Source organism: Acidobacteriota bacterium (assembly GCA_026393755.1).
GTDB lineage: Bacteria > Acidobacteriota > Vicinamibacteria > Vicinamibacterales > JAKQTR01 > JBAXOX01.
Genome location: JAPKZO010000032.1, coordinates 75,570 through 95,790, shown reverse-complemented (window position 1 = coordinate 95,790; position 20,221 = coordinate 75,570). Strand labels below are relative to the sequence as shown.

Here is a 20,221-nt window from a genome sequence, read left to right as displayed (position 1 = left end):
GACGAGCGGGGCTTGTCGACGGCACGGACCCGTCAACCCGCCAGAAACGCATGCGTCAGACATCACATCGGGAACGGTCACATGTTGCGCCGGCGCGCGAGATCGGGGTCGTGCGCAAGCCCCATCACGACCGGCTGCGCGTGGCGCTCGCGTTTCCGAACTCGTACTTCGTCGGCATGTCAAACCTGGGCTTCCAGTCCGTCTACCGGCTGTTCAATGCCCACGAAGACGTCGTATGTGAGCGCGCGTTTCTGCCACCGAAGCAGGATCTGGCTCACGCGCTCGAGTCGCCAGGCTCGTTCGTCACGATCGAGTCGCAGACCCCGGTCCGCGACATGGACGTGCTGGCGTTTTCCGTCTCGTTCGAGTGGGACTACACGAACGTCGTGTCGATGCTGCGGCTGGCCGGGTTGCCCATTTATGCGGCCGACCGGCATGCGCGCCATCCGCTGGTGGTGGTCGGCGGCGCCGTCACCTTTCTGAATCCGGAACCGCTGGCGCCATTCGCCGATCTGATCGCGGCGGGCGAAGGCGAGGTGCTCGTGCCGGTGCTGGTCGAGCACCTGCGGGCGGCGGGCGATCGTGCCGCGCAACTGCGCGCATTCGCGCAGCAGCGCGGGTTCTACGTGCCGTCGCTGTACGAGGTTCGCTACGAGCCGGACGGCACGATCGAGGCGTTCGTGCCGCTGGCAGACAGCCTCGCCCCGGTCCCTGTCCGGAAAGCGGCGCTCGCGGCGAAGGCAGCCGTGGATCCGCCAGCGACCAGCATCTTTACGCCGGCGACCGAGTTCGGGTCGCGTCTGCTGATCGAGGTCGTGCGAGGTTGCGCGAATCTCTGCCGATTCTGCTGGGCCGGCTACAACTACCTCCCGGTTCGCGCCTTTCCAGCGGATCGGATTCTCGGGATTGCCCGGGCGGCTCGTCCCCACGCCAGCCGCATCGGCCTCGTGTCCATCGCGCTCTGCGATCATCCGGACATCGAGCGCCTGCTGGCCGGCCTGATCGAGATGGGATACACCATCAGCCCCGCGTCTCTCCGGCTCGACGACCTGACCGATCCTCTCATCCGCCTGCTCCAGCAGAGCGGGGAACGTTCGCTGACCATCGCGCCCGAAGCCGGGTCCGATCGCCTCCGGCGCGTGATCAACAAGAACATGACCAACGAGGAGATCCTCGAAAGGGCAGACCAGATCTTCGGGAGCGGGTTCGAGAACCTGAAGCTGTACTACATGATCGGGCTGCCGACCGAAACCGACGATGACCTTGTGGCCATCCGCGATCTGACGGCGGAGATTCGCGAGCGCATGATGGTCCACGCGCGCCAGCGCGGCCGCGTCGGCCGGATCAGCGCGAGCGTGAACCCGCTCGTTCCCAAACCGGGGACCGCGTACCAGTGGCTTCCGATGGAAGATCCGAAAGTGGTCGAGAAGAAGCTCAAGCGGTTGCGGTCGCTTGTGGCCGACCTCGACAACGTGTACTTTTCCTTCAAGTCGGAGCGCCACTCCCTCTACCAGGCCCTGCTGTCGCTGGGCGATAGGCGCATAGCCCCGGTCGTTGCAGCCGCCGAACGCAATGGCGGGCAGTGGCGGGCCGCACTCGCCGAGACGGGTGTCGATCTTCATTTCTACGTGTTCCGCGATCGGAGCCGCGACACCGTGCTTCCGTGGGACATCATTGACGGCGGCATGAAGGCGTCCTTCTACAGGGCCGAATTCGAGAAGGGCCAGCGCGCCGACGTGACGCTCGATCCGAAGCGCGCCGCCGTTACTCAGCCATAGCCATCTGCGCCTCGTACTCGGTGTACGCCTGCAGAATGACATCGCGCAGCTGTTCCTGGCTGGCCGCGTCGGCGACCGGCCTGAGCAGTGCGAAGCTGCGTCGCTCGCCGTTGACCGTGTACTGGCGCGCCGGAAACGTGACGTTCCGGCCGGAGCCGTTCCGCCGTTCCCAGATGCCGAATCCAATCAGCTTCATCCCGTTCAGGTTGCCCTCGCCGAAGTGCAGCTCGGCTTCGGCGAGCTTGCCGGGAGGATTGCCTTTGTCGTTGGGCGAGAACTTGACGATCATGGTGAACTCCGCATTCGGCCGTCGTGTGCCCGGGCGCCACGTGGTGGCGGCAGTGAAAGTGAGCGGACCGGAGAGGGTCATTGTCCCCAGGCGCAGAGGAGCGGCACTGTTGAAGCCGGCCCGCGTCACGCCGTGACGAAGGGCAAGCCCGGTGCCGTCGGATCGCGCTCGGGATCCGGGCGGCCTAACATGCGGAAGAGAAAAGAGTTCGGCGCGGCGGGCGGGCGGGGAAGTGATCGGGCTGCTGGAGGCTGACGGCGCGCATGCCAACGCGGGTTGCGGTTGGCCGGGTCTATTCGGCGCTGGTCAGCACGACCTGCGCGAGCGCGATCGTCTCGGCGTGCGTCAGGCTCAGCAGAGAAGACGTTCCGCCGAGTTGCTCGAAACGCCGAAGAGCGCCGCCGCGCAGAACGAGCCGGGGCGGGCCGCCGCCGCGCACGACCTCGATATCGCGCCACGTCACGCCCTGTGACAATCCGGTGCCCAGGGCTTTCATGGCGGCCTCTTTCGCGGCGAACCTGGCGGCGAAGTGCGGTGCGGGGTAGTGTTTGTCGGTGCAGTAGGCGATTTCGGCCTCGGTAAACAACCGTTGCGCGAATCGATCACCAAACCGCTTGAGCGCCCGGTCGATGCGCGGAATGTCGGTGGCGTCAATCCCGATGCCGATGATACTCATAGAGACAGTATGCCCGAACTCCAGACCTCCGACGCCTTTGAGTGGGTGCGATATCCGTGGGGCCAAGCCCTGCGCTGCCGGCCGCTGGCGGCCGTCGCGCAGCATTGCTTTACGACCCGCCAGCCGGTGATTCCCTCCGGCGACGGCACCAACGGTGATGGCTGGCACAACATCGCCCACGGATTCGGTGTGCCGCGCGAGGGCCTCGTCCGGCTTCGCCAGGTCCACGGTGCCGGTGTCATGACCATCAGGACGACCGATGTGATGCGCGCATCGATCGACGAGTGGGGCGCCGCCGATGCCGCAGTGACCGATAGCGCGGACGTGGCCCTTACGGTAAGAGTGGCCGACTGCGTGCCCGTGCTGATTGGTGACCGGAGGACGGGCGCGGTCGCGGCCGTCCACGCCGGATGGCGAGGCGCGGCCTCTGGTGTGATCCCGGCCACCGTGCGCTCGCTCGCCTCAGCGTTCCTGGCCGACCCAGCCGACCTGGTCGCGGCCGTCGGCCCGAGCATCGGGCCGTGCTGTTACCGCGTCGGTCCCGAACTGCGGGACCGGTTTCTGGATGCCGGCCACTCGGCTGATGCCATCGACGGCTGGTTCACGGCGTCGCCGCCGATTCTCGCTCTGCGCGGCGTGCCCGGTTCGGAGCCGGTGTCGCCGGACGGCCGTCCGCCTCTCTGGCTCAACATGTGGAGCGTCGTGTCGGATCAGTTAGCGTTGGCGGGTCTGGCGACAGAGAACGTGCACGTCGCGGGGTTCTGCACATCGTGCGCCCGGGACGTCTTCCATTCCTACCGCGTCGATGGGCCGGGGGCGGGACGGATGGTGGGGGTAATACGGGTCAGGGAATAGGGATTCGGGATTGACACGGGCAGGCTAGTGCCCGTACGGCGGCAATCTCCGCAGAACGCCGAGGAGGAAGCAGACGAAACCGGATCCAGCGAGAAGCCACATCACGAGGCGCGCTCGGCTGGCTGGGAACAGCTCCGCATGCCTGACCTGGACCGAGAACAGAGAGCGGCCTCCCCAAAACGGCAACCGTCTGTCAGGTGGACTCGCTTTGTTCGCATCATGAGCCATGACGTAGTAGAGACCGTTGGCCGCGAATATCAGTGCAATCCCGATCCAAGAGAGCCAGTGTAGCTGCATGTTTCCTCACGGACGCTGAGCAGGAGACCCGCCATGGCGGCGCGGTGCGCCGAAGGAGACAGGGCACGCGCAGGTGCAAGCCCACAACGCTTGTGACCGACTGCGCTCACCTTGTCGCTTCTGTCGCAATCTCCAAACGGGCAATCTCCCCATCGATGTCGGCGATCCGGACCCACCGTCCCTCTCTCAGGGGTCCTCCCCGCGAACGAGTGCGATGGAACCCTGGAGTCACGATGTAGTCGGAGTAGGAGTAGAAATGACCGTCCACTCGGAACTGCTCCGCCACGTGCTGTTCCGGGGAACCGGCACGAAAGTCCACAACCAGCCCTTCCACGAGGACGTAGTCACCCGCCCGGAGTCTGCTTCGCAAGCGTTCGTGCTGCAGGAATCCCGTCGCGGAGAACACGGATATCACGAACGCCCCGAACCAGAGCATCACGCCGGGAACAATGCGATTCTTGGCTCCTTGGGGCCACGCTGGTGAGCGATGCAGTAGACGCCACCATGCGATCCCGAGACCCACGAAGAGGAGGGCGACTAGTGGAAGGAACGGATACTCGTACCCTCTCTCGGTGACGTCAAAGACTGTTTGGTATGACATCCGTAGCTCACGCGTGTCCAGGAACATGCAAAGGCACGAAGGCTTGACTCAACGTGCCCACTGCCAGACGCTCCCCAAGGCGGTACAGGAATATTGTTCGGCTGAAGAGGCGCCGCCAGACATCCCACACGAATCTCATGATCCAACGTCGATCACGCTCGCATCGGAGTCGCGGAACTTCTTCGGAAATGCCCATTTACCGCTTTGCGCGACCCATCGCGTCGATCGCTCCTTTGTGGAAGTCGAACGCCCTGGCCAGAAGGAGGATGCGGCCGTTCTCAAGGTACAACCGTTGTATCATCGACTGGTGCGGATCGATTCGAAGTTCCTGTTCGGGCACCGGTGGCCCTCCATCGTACGGCCGGTACACACTGTCGTCCTCCAACACGACGCCACCGCCATTGAACACGCGGCAGACGTTGGCACCGGACTTGTACGAGCACTTGACCCACCACTGCGCTTTGGCTCCCCCGAGCCGCACCGCATCCACCGGCACGTTTGGAGGACGCGGAGGCAACTCAGGCCAGATTGAACAGCCCTGCAGTAGGACTATCACCAACAGGAAATGAACCATCCGGAATCTCTGACACATTTTCGGTCTCCCACATCAACGGTCAACTCGAAAGCCGGTCCAGTGGGAGGTATGCTTCCAGGTGGACTCCTCCACCACGAGGATGGCGCGTTCTCGAACCTCAGGCGAGTGAGTACGCCCGGCACCGCTCACTTGGCTCTGTGGCAGTGTTCTGTCCTCGCTCGGCAGGACTGCACCCACCTCGCCAAGTCGAGCACCGTCGCAGGCGCAGGCGGCCTTCCCCAACCCTCCTTCTCGAACCACTCGCTCAGGGCATCCTCTCCGTTTCCCAAGTCCCAACTGGCCATGTTCGTGAGGGCCGCCAGCGTGTCATTCGGCCTGATCAGTCGAGCATCAATCGAGAATGCTTCTCCGATCGTGGTCCAAACCTCTCGGAACACGTCTGGCGACACCTGATCCGGCACTTCCGCTTGCAGATCCGCCAGCGACTTCGGCTCGCGCCCTTTCACGAGTGATCTTCGCGAATGGACTCTGAAGGCCCAGATGATCAATGCTCCAACGGCGAGAGCCGGTGCTAACAGCCAGACGCCCATGTTGGCCCTCACTTCGAGCAGGGGCAGGTTCCACCCCCGGGAATGGCGTACGGGAAACCCTCTGCCATAATGGTCACATTGTCGATACCTGAAGTCGAAGGCGCACAGCGCCGCCACGCGGTCCTCGGCGTTCCCCGCACCGGCACGCGATCCAACATCACCTGAAATCACAAGGCGCCCGCCAGCGCGGCCGTGACTTCTCACCGCGGTATCGCTTCACCTGACCGACCTAGTTGGAGCCAGTTCCGCGATCCAGAGTCCTGATGCGGCCGCTTCAATCCGGACGAGGGCGTAGCCGCCTTGGTTGATCGAATCCCTCAGCTGAAGTTCCACGGCATCGTTGTACCCGCGTTCATTCGTCATGCGCCACGTGGCTGTCAGTACCTTCCCCAGCAGTGGTTGCCAGAATCCACTGGTCAGGGTCTCCATATGCTCGCCCGGCGCCGCAATTGGCGGTGACAGCCTAACGCAATAGACGGTGTCGTCGAGTGACTCCACGGAGACGCGGACGACCAAGTGATCGAAAAAGAGATCGAGGGCTTCGACGGAATCGGGCAACTCCGCCGAGGCATACATTCTTACCTCGCGAAGAGTGCGGGTGTGTTCGTCGCTCAAGAACGGGCTGAACATGTTCTCGTTCGTCTCAGTCACAACTCAATACCTCTGCGCTTTCGCCGCCGCCTGCTTAACCATCTTCGGTGCCTTGACCGCCTCCGCCTCCCCATTCGCCGCTCTCCGCGTCGCGCTCATGGCCCGTGAAGAGTTTCTTGTCTTTCGCGTTCGGCGGCGGATTCCATTCTTCCCCAAACGGCAGAAAGTCGTGGCGCGCGACTACCTGCCCCGTCTGATCGGTGACGACGCGCACCGAGCCCAGGGCGTCGAGGTGGAAGTACTCGACGATCTGCCCCGACTGCGCCAGCGCGGACGTCGGCAGCAGCACCAGCAGGCCCGCGACACCCATGCGAGAGAGAGAGGAGGCCACCCGTCGTCTGCTACGCGCCGCGCCAGCGGTGACCGCACGAACGACCGCGCCGATCCCCGACGTCCGCATTCCGCGGCTCATCGCTCACCTCCCACGTAGAACGCAATCAGTTTACCTGTCAGCGGCTCCAGATGAACGGCCACCGCCTCGCCGGTCTCCGTGGCGCCGTGCGTCACCCAGACCACATGATCACCGACGTCCTCAAGCGCGGCCGTATCAATCCGGGCGCCGGTCAGGCCGTGCAGCCGGAGCAGGCGCCGCCCAGGTCAACATCCTCCCTGGCGCCACAAACGGAACAACCATCCCGGAAACAGCTCGACATCGAGTTGCGCCTCCGGAGATCAATCGTAGTCGTAGTAGAACCAACGACCCTCGATTGGGCGTATTACGCGAATGCCGTGGGTCGGTGAACGCGCTAGAAAAGCAATCATCTTCAAAGCCGGCTCGTGCCCATCAGGCACGTACAGGAAGCCGTACGATGACTGGAGCGGGCGCTGGGCGAGACGGAACTCGATCCACTGCTCCTCTTCCGTCTCCACCCCTGGCACCCGGGCAACATTCCGCACCCGCAGATCGCGACTCAATCGGACGAGGTCAGACTCGACATTCGCCGACGGTACCGAGGGCACGTTTAGGGACACGATCTTTGAGATCAGAAGCAACTGCGCCACTCGCTCAAACTGCGAGCGATGTGCCCGGAAATGTGCGACCGCTTCTCCTTGGCTGCCGAACTCGCGCCCCCCGCAGCCAAGGGGAAGTACAGCGATCAGGAATGTCCACGCTACGAGCCCAGCCCTGGATAACCGACACGTCATCGCGTCCTCCAGTACAGGGCAGCGCCGGCATTGATCGCGACGAAGTCCCGGGGGTCTTCGTATCCGGTGAACAGAGACCCCTTGAACGGATTGCCCCCGCTCTTGAATGAGTCGTACAGGTTGAAGCCGGCACCTCCCCATCTCGCCAGCCACGTATTAGGTCCGATCGGATCCCAGGCGTTCATGAGATACCCGAACGCGTAGCTCCCGAGATAGTCAGACCGCTGGCCCAAACCCTCCAGCATGAACAGCGCGTGGGCTCCGAACACGGTGTTGACCGGTTCCTTCCAGTTCCATTCCCCGCGTGCACGCTGCCAAATGTCCGCATAGGAAAGAAAAGGGAGACTGTCTGAGAGTTGAATTCAGATTCAGAACAAACGCCCTGTCGGTGGCCAGGTTCCGGCTGCGTGCTTTTCGTTACCGGGTCTGCCCGGCGTGGGCGTCGTCGTAGGGAAGGCCGGGCCTCCAGCTTCTTCTGGCTCCTTGCTGCTGGCGTCCTGCTTCTTCCCCTCGTCCATCGCCCGGTTCGCCAGCGCGTCGGCCTCGGCGTTCTGCTCGCGTCGCACGTGCACGAACCGCACGCGCCCGAGCCGGCTCGCAAGCAGCCGGGCCTCGGCATGCAGCGGCTTCAAGCCGGCATTCTTGACGCGGTATTCGCCTTTCATCTGGCAGACGAGCAGCAGCGAATCGGACCTGATCGTGATGTGCTCGCACTGGTGATCAATGGCGTAATGCAGCGCCGCCAGAAGGCCGCGATACTCGGCCACATTGTTGGTGGCGGCGCCAATTGACGCGTAGAGTTCGTCAATCACCTGGCCTTTGTCGTCGCCGACGACCACGCCGTAACCAGCGGGACCGGGATTGCCTCTGGAGCCGCCGTCAATCCAGAATTCCATTACGACGCGTCGGGCGGGGTGTTGGTATTGGTGTTGGGGGCGGGTGGTGGACCGGTGAAGTAGAGGATCCGCTGGCAGCTCTCGCACTGGAAGATCATGTCGTTGCGGCGCAGGTCGTTGTAGGCCTGGGGTCGCATGCGCACCCCGCACACGCTGCACCGGCCTTCTTCCACCGTGGCGACGGCGGTGATGCCGCGATACTTCATCACCTTCTCGAAAATGGTGACCACCGACCGGCTCATCTGGGCCATCAGCGCTTCGCGATCGGCAGCCAGGGGCCCCGTCGCGGCCTGGGCCTCGGCGAGGTGCACCGCGAGATCGCGCCGCTCGTCCTCGATGGCGATCGTCCGTTCCGCGAATGACTTTTCGGCATTCTTGACCTGTCGCGTCACTTCGTCGAACTCGATCATCCGTTCCAGCAGGTGATCCTCGAGCGTCTGAATCTCATGCTGGGCGACCTCGATCTCCTTCTGCACCGCCTGGTACTCGCGGTTGGTCTTGACCTCCATCAACTGGTTCTTGAACTTCGACAGCCTGACCTGTTGCCCGGCCAGTTCCTTCTCAATTTCGCGCCGGCTCGTCTGGTTGGCGGCCAGGCGCTGGCGCTCGCCATCGAGTTCGGCCTGGGCGGCGGCCAGTCTGGCGTCGAGTTCCTGGTGCCGGGCCGGTTCGCTGGCGACCGTCCGACGAGCCTGTTCGGCCGCGTCCTCGAGTTTCTGAAGCCGGATGACGTGTTCAAGATCAGGATGCATATCGGTTCTGGTGGGCCCACCAGGATTCGAACCTGGGACAGGCCGGTTATGAGCCGGCGGCTCTAACCACTGAGCTATGGGCCCACGATAGCTTATCGTCAGAACTAAGAATCAAGAAGCAAGAAGCGTGCTCCGTGCCTCTGCTCGGGCGCGATGAATCGCGCCCCTACTCGGATCGTCCCTCGAGAAACGCCCGCAACTTCCGGCTGCGGGACGGGTGGCGCAGCTTGCGGAGCGCCTTGGCTTCGATCTGCCGGATGCGCTCGCGCGTGACTGCGAAATTCTGGCCCACCTCTTCCAGCGTGTGTTCGGAGCCGTCGCCGACGCCAAACCGCATCTTGATGACCTTCTCCTCGCGCGGGGTCAGCGTCTTGAGCACCGAGTCGGTCTGTTCCTTGAGGTTCAGGTTGATGACCGCCTCGGCCGGCGACACCACATTGCGATCCTCGATGAAGTCGCCGAGATGCGAATCCTCCTCCTCGCCAATCGGGGTCTCGAGCGAGATGGGCTCCTGGGCGATCTTCAGCACCTTGCGCACCTTGGAGACGGGGATGTCCATGCGCTGTGCGATTTCCTCTGATGTGGGTTCGCGCCCGAGTTCCTGCACCAGCGACCGCGACGTCCGGATGAGCTTGTTGATCGTCTCGATCATGTGCACGGGAATGCGGATCGTGCGCGCCTGATCGGCGATGGCCCTGGTGATGGCCTGGCGGATCCACCACGTCGCGTACGTCGAGAACTTGTAGCCGCGCCGGTACTCGAACTTGTCGACGGCCTTCATCAACCCGATGTTGCCTTCCTGGATGAGATCCAGGAACTGCAGGCCGCGATTCGTGTACTTCTTGGCGATTGACACGACCAGGCGGAGGTTGGCCTCGACCAGCTCCTTCTTGGCCTGTTCGGCCTGCGCCTCGCCGCGCCGGATCGTGTCGAGCGTCTGGCGCAGGTAGACAGGCGTCTCTCCCAGATCATCGGCCAGCCGCTTGACCTCGCCGCGAAGCTCGCGATGCTTCACCATGGCGACCTTGCGGTCGTCTTCCTTGAGCTTTGTCCTGCGGCTCTTCGCGTTCAGCTGCCGGTCGACCTGATCGGCATCCCGCTGGACGCGCTGGACGCGTTCGACGGCTTCCTTGATATCTTCGATCAGCCGGCGCTTGACGCCCTCGGTGAACTCGATGACGCGAATCAGCTGCGAGACCTTGATCCGCGCCCGCATCGCCTTCCACCGCACCCGGCGATACTTGCGCTTGTCCTTCTTGGGCGTCGCGTCCAGCTTCTCCTGCGCCTTGTCGTACACCACGCGGGCCTTCTTGACGGCATCGGTCTGCCGCAGCACTTCCCGCGTGCGCTCTTCGAGGCGCTCGTCGGTGATCTCCTCGTCATTGAAGATCACCAGTTCGCGAATCGTGCGTTCGCCCACCTTGAGCTTGTCGCCCTTCTCGATGACCCGGGCGGCCACCGTCGGCGTGCGCGAGATGGCCTTGATCACCGCCAGCTTGCCCCGCTCGATGCGCTTGGCGATCTCGACCTCGCCCTCGCGCGTGAGGAGCGGCACGGTGCCCATCTCCCGCAGGTACATGCGGACCGGGTCGTTGGTCTTGTCGAGCGCGCCCGGCGTCAGGTCGAGCTCGAGATCGTCCCCGTCCGGTTTCTCCTCCCGGAACTTCTGGTCGGAGTCGACCACTTCGATCCCGGCGTTGCCGAACGTGCTGAACAGATCATCCAGGTCGTCCGACGAGGTGATGTCAGCGCGCAGCAGATCGTTCACCTCGTCATAGAGCAGGTAACCCTTCTCTTTGCCGATGATGATCAGTTGCTGTACTTCGTCGAACTTGTCCTCGATTGACAAGGCATCCTCCAGTTAAGTGCGAGACATCTCCAGCGCGGCGATGCGCTGGAGCAGTTCACGTTTCTGCTGCCACAACCTATCAATTTCCGATCCGCCGCCCGACTCCTGGAGACGGTCGATCTCACTCTGCACGGCGGCGTTCTGACGCTCGAATCGGACCCGGCGCAGCGCCTGCGCGCATGCCATGGCCGGAGCGGGCGCATGGGGTTCGGTGGCGATGCCCGTTGCCAGTTGGGCCTCTTGAGTACTTAGACGCTCCAGCAGCGATGCTGGTGAGAAGTTCCCCTCGGATCGCCCCAACTCCAATGCCTGCTGCAGGATCGGAGCGCCGGCCAACGCCTCCACATCCTCGAGATCCAGTGTGGCCAGCGCACGAACAGCTTCGTCCGGCTGATTCAGCAGCGCCCAGATCAGGCCCCGCTCGGCCGGCTTCAACTGGCCGAGCGAAGGCATTTCGCGGGTGCCAACCGTCGTGCGGCGCTCGACCGCCGCCTTGCGAATTTCGTCGCGGACCACCGATTCCGTAATCCGCGCGCGGTGGGCAATCCGATCGGCGAACTGATCCCGGGCGGCCGCATCCGGAATCCGCGCCGCCACGCCCAGCATCTCCTGCAGGAATTCCCGCCGGCTGTCGTCTTTGCGCAGGTCGTGCGATGCGACGGTACGGTCGAGCAGGTACTCGAGATACGGCTGCGACTGCTGGAGCAGCGCGCTGTACTGTCGTCCGCCCCGCTTCTGGATGAACGCGTCCGGGTCGTCCCCGCCCGGCAGAACCGCGACGTTCACCTGGAAGCCCTCCGCCACCAGCAGGTCGCACGACCGCGCGGCGGCGCCCTGCCCGGCGGCGTCCGGGTCGAAGCTCAGCACGACCTTCGAAACGAACCGCTTCAGGATTTGCGCGTGCTGGGGTGTCAACGCCGTGCCGCAAGAAGCCACTACCGGCAGCCGGCATTCCTGAAACACCTGAGCGAAATCGAAGTAGCCCTCGACCAGCACCACGAATCCAGTGGTTCTCAGCAACGGTTTCGTGTGGTTCAGGCCGTACAGCGTCCGGCCTTTCGTATAGATCGGCGTCTCCGGCGAATTGAGGTACTTCGGCACCTGGTCGGCATCCATCGCCCGACCGCCAAAGGCGACGACGGTCCCGGTGTCGCGCGCAATCGGGATCATCAGGCGGTTGCGGAACCGATCCACGATCTCGCCGTTGTCGCGTTCGAGCACGAGGCCCGACCGGACGAGCAGCGGCATCGAGAAGCCCTGCTCCAGCAGCCGGGTCTTCAGCGCGTCCCTGGCCGAACTCGCGTACCCATGCCCGAGCGTTGCCATGGTCTCGGGCGACAGGCCCCGCGCCGTCAACTGCTGGCGTGCCCGCGCGCCGCCCGGCCCCTCGAGTTGCTCTCGGAAGTATGCCGCCGCCACTTCGTGGATCTTGAGCAGCGTCTCGCGCTCGCGGGTATCGCTCTCGCTGGCATCGGGTCCGGATTCCGGAATCGTCAGCCCCACCTTGCGTGCCAGGTGGCGAACGGCCTCGGCAAATCCGACCTTCTCGTGCATCTCCACGAACTTGATCACGTCGCCCCCCACGCCGCAGCCGAAGCAGTGGAAGAATCCCTTCTCGGCATTGACGTGGAACGACGGCGTCTTCTCGCCGTGGAACGGGCACAGCCCCTTGTAACTGGTTCCGGCCTTCTTGAGCGACACGTGTTCCTGGATCACCTGCACGATATCCGCGCGGGTTCGCAGGTCGTCGATGAAGGTGGACGGAAACAGTGCCACTAGTCTTTCAACTCCGCCACCGTGACCCCGCCGCCGCCCTGTTCGGGCGGGGCCGGCTGATGGTGTGCCACCAGCGGGTGGCGCTGGAGAAACTCCGCGATCGCGCGACGCAGCTGCCCGGTGCCGTGCCCGTGAATGATGCGCACGGACCGCTCGTCGCTCATGAGCAGGTTGTCCAGGAACCGCTCGACGCGGCCCAGCGCCTCGTCTACCGTGCAGCCAATCACGTTGATATCGGTCCCGGTCGCTTCGTGGGCCTGCACCTGCACGCTCACGTTGACCTTCGCCGGCGGCGCGCTCGCCGCGCTGCCAACGACGTGGAGTTCGGCGGTGCGCGCCCGCAGCCGCTTGCCGCGCACGTCGATCTCGGCCTCGCTTCCGTAGATGGCCACCACCCGGCCCTCGAGCCCGATCCCCTGGAGCGTGACCCGATCGCCGACAGCTGCTGCGGCGCCGGCGTCGACGGCCGGTGCCGCCACTTCGCTGGTGGAACTTTCGTGAATGCGCTCGGCGACCTTGTCGAGGGCCGCGCGCGCCCCCGCCCTCGCGGTTCCCGCCTCACTGGTCGGCAGTTGCGATCCCTGCTGCGCGCGCCTGGCCGCCTCGGCGTTCAAGCGCTCCACCTGCATCCGCAGGCCGTCGACCACCCCGTCGATTTCCTGCCTCGCGGCGCGCACCCGAGCCTCGAGCTCGGTGTCGACGCGCTGCCGCGCGCGGTCTTCCTTCTCCTTGAGCGACTGTTCGCGCGTCCGCAGGCGCAATTCGGCTTCGGCCAGCGCTTCCCGCTCGCGTCCGACCAGCCTCTGCTCGTGCTCGAGACTCCTGATATCCGCGTCGATCTTGGCGAGATGCTCCGCCAGTTGCGCCTCGCGCGCGCTGATGTTGCGTCGCGCCTCATCGAGAATCGTCGGATTCAATCCCAGCCGCAACGCGATCTCGAGCGCCAGACTGCGGCCCGCGGTGCCGTAGACCAGGCGGTAGGTCGGGGCAAACGTGTCGGCATCAAAACCAAACGCAGCGCCCGCCACCCCTTCGGTGGTGGCCGCATACGTCTTCAACTGCTCGTAGTGCGTCGTCGCGACCAAGTGCGCGCCACGCCGCCGAAGATGGTCGACGATGGCGAGGCCGAGCGCACCGCCTTCGATCGGATCCGTGCCGACGCCGACCTCGTCGAGCAGCACGAGCGCCGGCAACGCCAGCGACCGATCCATCTGCACGATGTTGGTCATATGCCACGAGAACGTGCTCAGGCTGGCGGCGATCGACTGTTCGTCGCCGATGTCGGCGAACACCGACCTGAACACCGGCAGCCGCGACCCGCCCGCGGCGGGCACGTGCAGGCCGGCCTGGGCCATCAGCACGAGCAGGCCCGCCGTCTTGAGCGCGACCGTCTTTCCGCCCGTGTTCGGTCCGGTGATCACGAGCGCGGTCGTGGGCGGGATCATCCGAATATCGACGGGCTGCGGATCATCTGTACGCGCTGGCGCGTTCGGGTTCGCGTCTCGCTCGGCATCGGCTCCCGAGGCCGCAGGCCGCGCGTCCGTCAGCCGGCTGGTCACCGCCGGCATCAACAGCGGGTGGCGGGCCGCCAGCAGTTCGAAGGCCCCATCGGCCGATACGGCCGGCTCGACGCCGTTGATGACCGCCGAGAACCGCGCCTTCGCCTGGATGACGTCGAGCTCGGTCGCCGACTCGATGGTCCGCTGCAGATCGAGGGCCCGCCGGCGGAATTGATCGGTCAGGTGCAGCAGGATTCGCCGGACTTCCTCGGCCTCCTGCTGTTCCAGCGCGACGATGTCGTTGTTGATCTCGACCGTGCTGAGCGGTTCGAGGAAGAGGCTCGCGCCGCTGGCCGAACTGCCGTGGATGATGCCCGGAATGGCCGACCGATGCTCGGCGCGCACCACCAGCACGAAGCGGCCGTTGCGATCGGTGACGATCTGCTCCTGCAGGTACTTGGCCGTATCTTTATTGCGCAGGAACGACTCGAACGTGCCTCGGAGTCTGGTTCGCTGGCGGCGAAGCCGATCGCGCAGCGCGCGCAACTCCGGCGTCGCCTCGTCTACGACCTCGCCCGAGGGATCGATCTTGCGCCGCGCCTCGGTGGTCTCGGTGCGGAACGACGCGCCGGATTCGGCCAGCGCCTTGAGCGTCGGGAACGATCCTTCTGCCCGCTTGATCGCGGCGCGTGTCGCGTCGGCCGAATCGAGGTAGTCCGCGAGCGCGATCAGTCGAAGCGGTTCGAGGGCGCGCCCCTCGATGGCCAGGCTGGCCAGGATCGAGGCCAGGTCTTTGGGCGCCGTCAGCGCGAACCCCCCTGCGTGCTCGTTGAACCGGACGCCTTCGGAGGTTGCCGCCTGCCACTGTGCCACCCGGCGTGGATCAGACGACGGCCGCAGGCTCGCGAGCCGCGCTTCCCCCAGCGGGGTGGCGGCGAAACTGCACACGACATCGATGATGCGTGTGAATTCGAGCGCCTGCAGGACGGCTGGATGCATGATCTGTCAGGGACCCCTGGGACTCAACTTGAGGGGATGACCCCCTATTGCTCGGCCGACCGCCTTCGACCCGAGGAAAGCCCTTTAGATTAGCATGGCGGCTAGACACTCGCAACTCTTAAATATCTGCCGCCCGGGCCCCTGGAGTCAAGAGGTATTCAGCTATAAGTGATTGATTTGGCTGGCAATGCAGGCCGCGCCGAATCCGTTGTCGATGTTGACCACCGCCACGCCTGGCGCGCACGAGTTCAGCATTCCGAGCAACGCCGCCACCCCACCGAAACTGGCGCCGTAGCCGACGCTGGTGGGTACGGCAATCACGGGCACGCGCACCAGCCCACCAATGACGCTCGGCAGCGCGCCTTCCATGCCCGCCACGACGATCACCGCCCGCGCGGCATCCAGGCGGTCGCGGGAGCTGAGCAGCCGATGCAACCCGGACACGCCCACGTCATAGAGCCGGTCGATCTCGTTGTTCATCACTTCGGCGCAGATGGCGGCTTCCTCGGCCACCGGCTGGTCCGAGGTGCCGGCCGACGCGATCAGGATGGTGCCCGTGCCCCGAGGAAGGTCGTCCTGGCGCCGTGCGATGACGTGCGCCTCCCCGTGATACGTGGCGTCGGGCACCTCGGCCACGACCGCGTCGTACGCGGCGCGGCTGGCCCGGGTCACCAGGAGCGTCTGGCCGCGGCTGGCGATTCTGGCGGCAATCGCGGCAATCTGTTCGGGAGTCTTGCCCAAGCCGAAGATCACTTCCGGCATGCCGAGCCTGATGGCCCGGTGATGGTCCACGCGGGCAAATCCCAGATCCTCGAATGGCAGGCCGCGCACGTACTCGGTCAGGCGCGCTTCCGCGGCCTCCAGCGTCAGCGCCCCGTCCTGCAACTGCGCGAGCACCTCGTGGATGAGAGGCGGGTTCATCGGGCGGCCCGGCGTTTGAGTCCACAGCACATGGGGGCTATGATCACCGATTCCGGACCCCATGTCGATAATGGCCGCATTTCCGGCGCAAGAATGCCGGGTGGATTCAACCGGTCGTTGCAACGCCTCAACGGTGACGAGTTGCGATGGGAACACCGAGACGTCGTCGGTCATGTCGTGCGGGACGTTCTCCGATGCGGTCGCCGGGTCGTCCCACGGCGGGACGTCAAGAGCGTCCGCTTCGATTCGTGGTGACGCGCGCGGACTACGATGCAGCCAGGGCCGCCATTGACCTTCGGTCGGCGGAGGAAACCCTGAAGCGAATGGACCAACTCGGCCGAGGCCGGCTGTCGTTTGTCATCACTGACTTTCAGGTCCGGGACGTTGTGCTCGGTGACGGGCGACAAGGAGACGCATTCGACTGGATCACGTTCAAGGGCGAGGCTTGCGTTCCGAAAGAAGAGGTAGGAACGGTCACCTCGCAAGGAGCTGGCTAACATCCAAATGGAGCCGACGCGCTGGCTCGTGAACGCACGCGGTTCATTTGAGACGTTAGGCTTACTGGCGTTGAGACCTCGGTACCGCGCAGACGCAATGGAGACAGTCGATATGCACTCCCGTCACCAACGTCGAGCGCCTCTTTCGCACGGGTGGAACGTCGCGTGGCTTGTGTTCGCTTTCGCTCTCGCGCCAGCCGCCGCCAATGGACAGGGCAGCATCAGCGGATGCGTCACGGACAAGAGCGGGGCGGTGTTTCCGGGCGCGGAAGTTATCGCTTCCGGCTCGAGCACACAGCAGCGCGCCGTCACCGATTCGTCCGGGTGCTATCGTCTCGCGGGCTTACCCGCCGGGACCTACTCCATCACAGCGTCCCTGGTGGGGTTCGTGACCACGAAGCGGGAGGGCATCGCGCTTCGCGATGGCCAATTGGTGAGTCCGTTAGACTTCGCGCTCTGTCTGGCTCCTCTCTGGGAGGTCGACTGGCCCGTGCCTGGCAGCCTCGGCGCGGCGTGGAAACAGGCAGCCATCGTTGCCTATGTCCGCATTGTGGCAACGAACCCGGTGCGGTCAGAATGTCCCACCAACGACGTTCTACATACGGCCGACGTCATCGAGAGTCTCAAGAGCGGCGCAGAGACGCAGGCCAGGCGTCAACTCGTGTTCAGGCAAGAGAACTGGGTGAGCGAGCGCACGCCTTACCGAATCGGCCAACAGATGATCGTTTTCTTGGTCGGGTCCAAGCAGGAACTGTGGCGTTTGGCCGGGCCCTACTACGCGTTCTTGATCACCGGAGACCAAGTCGTCAGTTTCCACTCGCCCGTGAGCACAGCCAGCATGACCACCGCCGATTTTCTCTCGACGTTGCGAGCCATGGGCCGGGAACGGTGAACCCGGCAGGAGTGTCGTTGCTATTCACGACGCAAACAGGCGGTCGGAGCCAGGTGGGTACGGAGCCTGACAGGCGCATCCAACCGACGGTTCCTAGTGCGATCGTGAAGCGTCGCGGGTGAAGCGCGGTGGTCAGCCGGACAGAACGCCTACCATTGAACGGCAACCGTTCTAGTTGTACAATTGTACAAAATGCAGGATCGCCCAGTGACCATCGCCATCGACACGTCCGCCATTCTCGCCGTGTTACTCAGTGAACCGTCGCGGGCGGCGCTCATCGCCGTGACCGACGGGTGCTCTCTGATCTCGGCGCCGTCGCTCCCGTGGGAAGTCGGGAACGCCCTAATTGCCGGAGTCCGGAAACGCAGACTTACCGAGGAAATGGTCCTGACGGCTTGGGCAAGTTACCGCATGATTTCGGTGCGCCTGGCACAGCTCGACGTTGCCAAAGCGCTGGAGCTGGCAGTCGCGCTTCGCGTCTACGCCTACGACGCCTACATGTTGGAAGCGGCCCGAAGGGAAGGGGCGCCCTTGCTCACACTCGACGCGGCCCTGGCTCGGGCCGCGCGGTCGATCGGCGTCTCGGTCATGGAGTTACCGACATGAAGGTGTACACCTACTCGGAGGCGCGCCAGCGGTTTGCTGATGTATTGCGGCAGGCCAAGCGCGAAGGGCAGGCGCAAATCCGGCGTCGCGACGGTGAACTGTTCCTCGTGCAGCCGGCTCTTCGCGGAGGGTCGCCGCTCGACGTGCCCGGAGTTGAGTCCAGTCTGACCGCCCCGGAACTCGTCGATCTCGTTCGGGCAAGCCGACGATCGACGGGACGGTTGCTGCCACAAGCGCCGGCGAACACACGCATGCAGCAGACGCGCGCGAAGCGCTCCACTTCCAAGACAGTGGGGCGCGTGCGCGGCTGAGCGCCGGTGGTCAGCCGATGTGATCAAGGGGGAGACGTTCTTCGTGAGCGGCAGTGTCGGCATTCGTCCGAAGCTGTGCGTGGACAACACAGTTGGCGTGCGCAGGCGCGAACTCGGGGTTTTCGAAGACTCGACCACTGCGCCAGCAAAATGAGGTTGTAACAAGTCGTTCTTCCCGCCTCCGCGATGTGCGAAATCTCCAGCAAAACCGCGCGAGACCGCGCCAGACTAGGCTTTTCTGCAGGACGGCTGTAAAATGATCGATTGTGCCCTGAGGCACGACACTGGACTGGCCAAACACTCATGAGCCCACTTGAATCTCTCATCCTCGGGTTGTACTTCTTTGTCCTCGTCATCCTGGGCGTCTACGGGTGGCACCGCTACTATCTGGTCTACGCCTACATGAAGAACAAGGACAAGGTCCCCGGGCCGACTCCGGCCTGGGACGGTCTTCTGCCCGTGGTCACGATTCAGCTGCCGCTCTTCAACGAGATGTATGTGACCGATCGCCTGCTCCAGGCGACCGCGCGAATCGACTACCCGCGCGAGTTGATGGAGATCCAGGTGCTCGACGACTCGACCGACGAGACAACCGAGGTGGCCCAGCGCGCCGTGGATCGGCTGGCGGCCGAAGGGTTCGACATCACGCTCATCCATCGCACCAACCGGACCGGGTTCAAAGCGGGCGCCCTCGATGCCGGCTTGAAGGTGGCGCGCGGCAAGTTCGTGGCCATCTTCGATGCGGACTTCATTCCGAGCGTCGACTTCCTGCAGAAGACGATCCCGTACTTCCAGGACGAGAAGATCGGCCTGGTGCAGGCCCGCTGGGGCCATGTCAACGCCGATTTCTCGCTGCTGACCAAGGCCCAGGCCATCCTGCTCGACGGCCACTTCGTCCTGGAACACGGCGGGCGCAACCGCGCGGGGCACTTCTTCAACTTCAACGGCACGGCCGGCGTGTGGCGCCGCGAGGTCATTCCCGCGGCCGGCGGCTGGCAGCACGACACGCTCACCGAGGATCTCGACCTGAGCTATCGGGCACAGCTGCTGGGCTGGAAGTTCCTCTTCCTGCCCGACCTGGTCGCGCCTGCTGAGGTGCCGGTCGAAATGAACGCCTTCAAGTCGCAGCAGCACCGCTGGGCGAAAGGCTCGATTCAGGTGTGCCTGAAGGTGCTCCCGCGCATCCTCCAGTCGGATCTGCCGTTTGGGGTGAAGGCGGAGGCGTTCTTCCACCTCACGGCGAATTTCAACTACCTGCTCATGTCGCTCCTCTCGGTCCTCATGTTCCCGGCGATGGTGATTCGCTACAACATGGGCTGGTACGAGATGCTGCTGATCGACGTGCCGCTGTTCTTCCTGGCCACCGCGTCGGTGGCGAACTTCTACGTCGTATCGCAGCGTGAGCTGTATCCCGACTGGAAGGCGCGGTTGCGGTACATTCCGTTCCTGATGTCGATTGGCATCGGCCTCGCCGTCAACAACACCCGGGCGGTGATCGAGGCGATGATGGGCCACGAGTCGGCCTTCGCGCGCACCCCCAAGTACGGCATCGAACGCGGGTCCGACGACTGGGGCGCCAAGAAGTACCGCCAGGTGGTGGCCATCCAGCCGCTCATCGAAACGGCGCTGGGGCTCTACTTCACGATGACGGTGTTCTACGCGCTGGCCCACGGCATCTACGGCACGCTGCCGTTCCTGGTGCTGTTCCAGTTCGGGTTCCTCTACATGGGGCTCATGTCGCTCGTCCAGCAATTCGGCGGCAGCGGCGTCGTGCTGAGCACACAAGTCGCCCGCGGCAAGTAGGA

The 20,221-nt window shown here is 64.4% G+C and carries 19 protein-coding genes and 1 tRNA gene; 6 read left to right on the top strand and 14 right to left on the bottom strand.

Annotated elements, in window-relative coordinates; all coding sequences use genetic code 11:
• Nucleotides 1-50: 50 nt before the first annotated feature.
• The gene (locus NTV05_14105) at nucleotides 51-1,778 is read left to right on the top strand and encodes a radical SAM protein (GenBank protein MCX6545529.1); all 1,728 of its coding nucleotides are present in this window, start codon (nucleotides 51-53) and stop codon (nucleotides 1,776-1,778) included.
• Here the strand turns inward: NTV05_14105 and NTV05_14100 are convergent.
• Entirely contained in the window at nucleotides 1,765-2,067 is a 303-nt protein-coding gene (locus NTV05_14100) for a hypothetical protein (protein MCX6545528.1), read from the bottom strand. The two genes, NTV05_14105 and NTV05_14100, sit on opposite strands and share 14 nt — an antisense overlap.
• Before the next feature lie 292 nt (nucleotides 2,068-2,359).
• Nucleotides 2,360-2,743: a holo-ACP synthase gene (gene acpS, locus NTV05_14095; protein MCX6545527.1), complete on the bottom strand. Its 384-nt coding sequence runs from the start codon at nucleotides 2,741-2,743 to the stop codon at nucleotides 2,360-2,362.
• A 9-nt stretch (nucleotides 2,744-2,752) separates the two neighbouring features.
• Here acpS and pgeF point away from each other — a divergent pair, with 9 nt between their 5' ends.
• Entirely contained in the window at nucleotides 2,753-3,598 is an 846-nt protein-coding gene (gene pgeF / locus NTV05_14090) for a peptidoglycan editing factor PgeF (protein MCX6545526.1), read from the top strand.
• A gap of 403 nt (nucleotides 3,599-4,001) precedes the next feature.
• Here pgeF and NTV05_14085 read toward each other — a convergent pair whose 3' ends face one another.
• From NTV05_14085 to larB, 12 genes are all read right to left on the bottom strand, one after another.
• Nucleotides 4,002-4,496, bottom strand: a complete 495-nt coding sequence (locus NTV05_14085) for a hypothetical protein (protein ID MCX6545525.1) — start codon at nucleotides 4,494-4,496, stop codon at nucleotides 4,002-4,004.
• Nucleotides 4,497-4,692: 196 nt separating this feature from the next.
• Complete coding sequence (locus NTV05_14080) at nucleotides 4,693-5,088, bottom strand: hypothetical protein (protein MCX6545524.1); 396 nt, start codon at nucleotides 5,086-5,088, stop codon at nucleotides 4,693-4,695.
• A gap of 749 nt (nucleotides 5,089-5,837) precedes the next feature.
• Nucleotides 5,838-6,272 carry a DUF6334 family protein gene (locus NTV05_14075; GenBank protein ID MCX6545523.1) on the bottom strand — a complete coding sequence of 145 codons (435 nt, stop codon included), beginning with the start codon at nucleotides 6,270-6,272 and terminating at the stop codon, nucleotides 5,838-5,840.
• Between the two features lie 34 nt (nucleotides 6,273-6,306).
• A complete protein-coding gene (locus tag NTV05_14070) occupies nucleotides 6,307-6,684 on the bottom strand; it encodes a hypothetical protein (GenBank protein MCX6545522.1) in 378 nt (125 codons plus the stop codon).
• A 730-nt stretch (nucleotides 6,685-7,414) separates the two neighbouring features.
• A complete protein-coding gene (locus NTV05_14065) occupies nucleotides 7,415-7,663 on the bottom strand; it encodes a hypothetical protein (protein ID MCX6545521.1) in 249 nt (82 codons plus the stop codon).
• 123 nt (nucleotides 7,664-7,786) lie between these two features.
• Nucleotides 7,787-8,314, bottom strand: coding sequence for a ribonuclease HI family protein (locus NTV05_14060; GenBank protein MCX6545520.1), 528 nt, complete (start codon nucleotides 8,312-8,314; stop codon nucleotides 7,787-7,789).
• Entirely contained in the window at nucleotides 8,314-9,066 is a 753-nt protein-coding gene (locus NTV05_14055) for a C4-type zinc ribbon domain-containing protein (protein MCX6545519.1), read from the bottom strand. The genes NTV05_14060 and NTV05_14055 overlap by 1 nt, the downstream gene beginning before the upstream one ends.
• Nucleotides 9,067-9,074: 8 nt before the next feature.
• Nucleotides 9,075-9,150 (bottom strand) — tRNA-Ile (locus NTV05_14050).
• Nucleotides 9,151-9,232: 82 nt separating this feature from the next.
• Nucleotides 9,233-10,915, bottom strand: a complete 1,683-nt coding sequence (gene rpoD / locus NTV05_14045; protein ID MCX6545518.1) for an RNA polymerase sigma factor RpoD — start codon at nucleotides 10,913-10,915, stop codon at nucleotides 9,233-9,235.
• A 12-nt stretch (nucleotides 10,916-10,927) separates the two neighbouring features.
• Nucleotides 10,928-12,691 carry a DNA primase gene (dnaG, locus tag NTV05_14040; GenBank protein MCX6545517.1) on the bottom strand — a complete coding sequence of 588 codons (1,764 nt, stop codon included), beginning with the start codon at nucleotides 12,689-12,691 and terminating at the stop codon, nucleotides 10,928-10,930.
• Nucleotides 12,691-15,189 carry an endonuclease MutS2 gene (locus NTV05_14035; protein ID MCX6545516.1) on the bottom strand — a complete coding sequence of 833 codons (2,499 nt, stop codon included), beginning with the start codon at nucleotides 15,187-15,189 and terminating at the stop codon, nucleotides 12,691-12,693. The genes dnaG and NTV05_14035 overlap by 1 nt, the downstream gene beginning before the upstream one ends.
• 162 nt (nucleotides 15,190-15,351) lie before the next feature.
• On the bottom strand, nucleotides 15,352-16,110 hold the full coding sequence (gene larB / locus NTV05_14030) for a nickel pincer cofactor biosynthesis protein LarB (GenBank protein MCX6545515.1): 759 nt from the start codon (nucleotides 16,108-16,110) through the stop codon (nucleotides 15,352-15,354).
• Nucleotides 16,111-16,719: 609 nt separating this feature from the next.
• Here larB and NTV05_14025 point away from each other — a divergent pair.
• The 4 genes from NTV05_14025 to NTV05_14010 all read left to right on the top strand — a co-directional run bounded on the left by NTV05_14025 (nucleotide 16,720) and on the right by NTV05_14010 (nucleotide 20,219).
• Complete coding sequence (locus tag NTV05_14025; protein MCX6545514.1) at nucleotides 16,720-17,499, top strand: carboxypeptidase-like regulatory domain-containing protein; 780 nt, start codon at nucleotides 16,720-16,722, stop codon at nucleotides 17,497-17,499.
• 207 nt (nucleotides 17,500-17,706) lie between these two features.
• A complete protein-coding gene (locus tag NTV05_14020; GenBank protein ID MCX6545513.1) occupies nucleotides 17,707-18,105 on the top strand; it encodes a type II toxin-antitoxin system VapC family toxin in 399 nt (132 codons plus the stop codon).
• Nucleotides 18,102-18,416: a type II toxin-antitoxin system Phd/YefM family antitoxin gene (locus NTV05_14015; GenBank protein MCX6545512.1), complete on the top strand. Its 315-nt coding sequence runs from the start codon at nucleotides 18,102-18,104 to the stop codon at nucleotides 18,414-18,416. The genes NTV05_14020 and NTV05_14015 overlap by 4 nt, the downstream gene beginning before the upstream one ends.
• A gap of 303 nt (nucleotides 18,417-18,719) precedes the next feature.
• Nucleotides 18,720-20,219 carry a glycosyltransferase family 2 protein gene (locus NTV05_14010; protein MCX6545511.1) on the top strand — a complete coding sequence of 500 codons (1,500 nt, stop codon included), beginning with the start codon at nucleotides 18,720-18,722 and terminating at the stop codon, nucleotides 20,217-20,219.
• Nucleotides 20,220-20,221 lie beyond the last annotated feature (2 nt).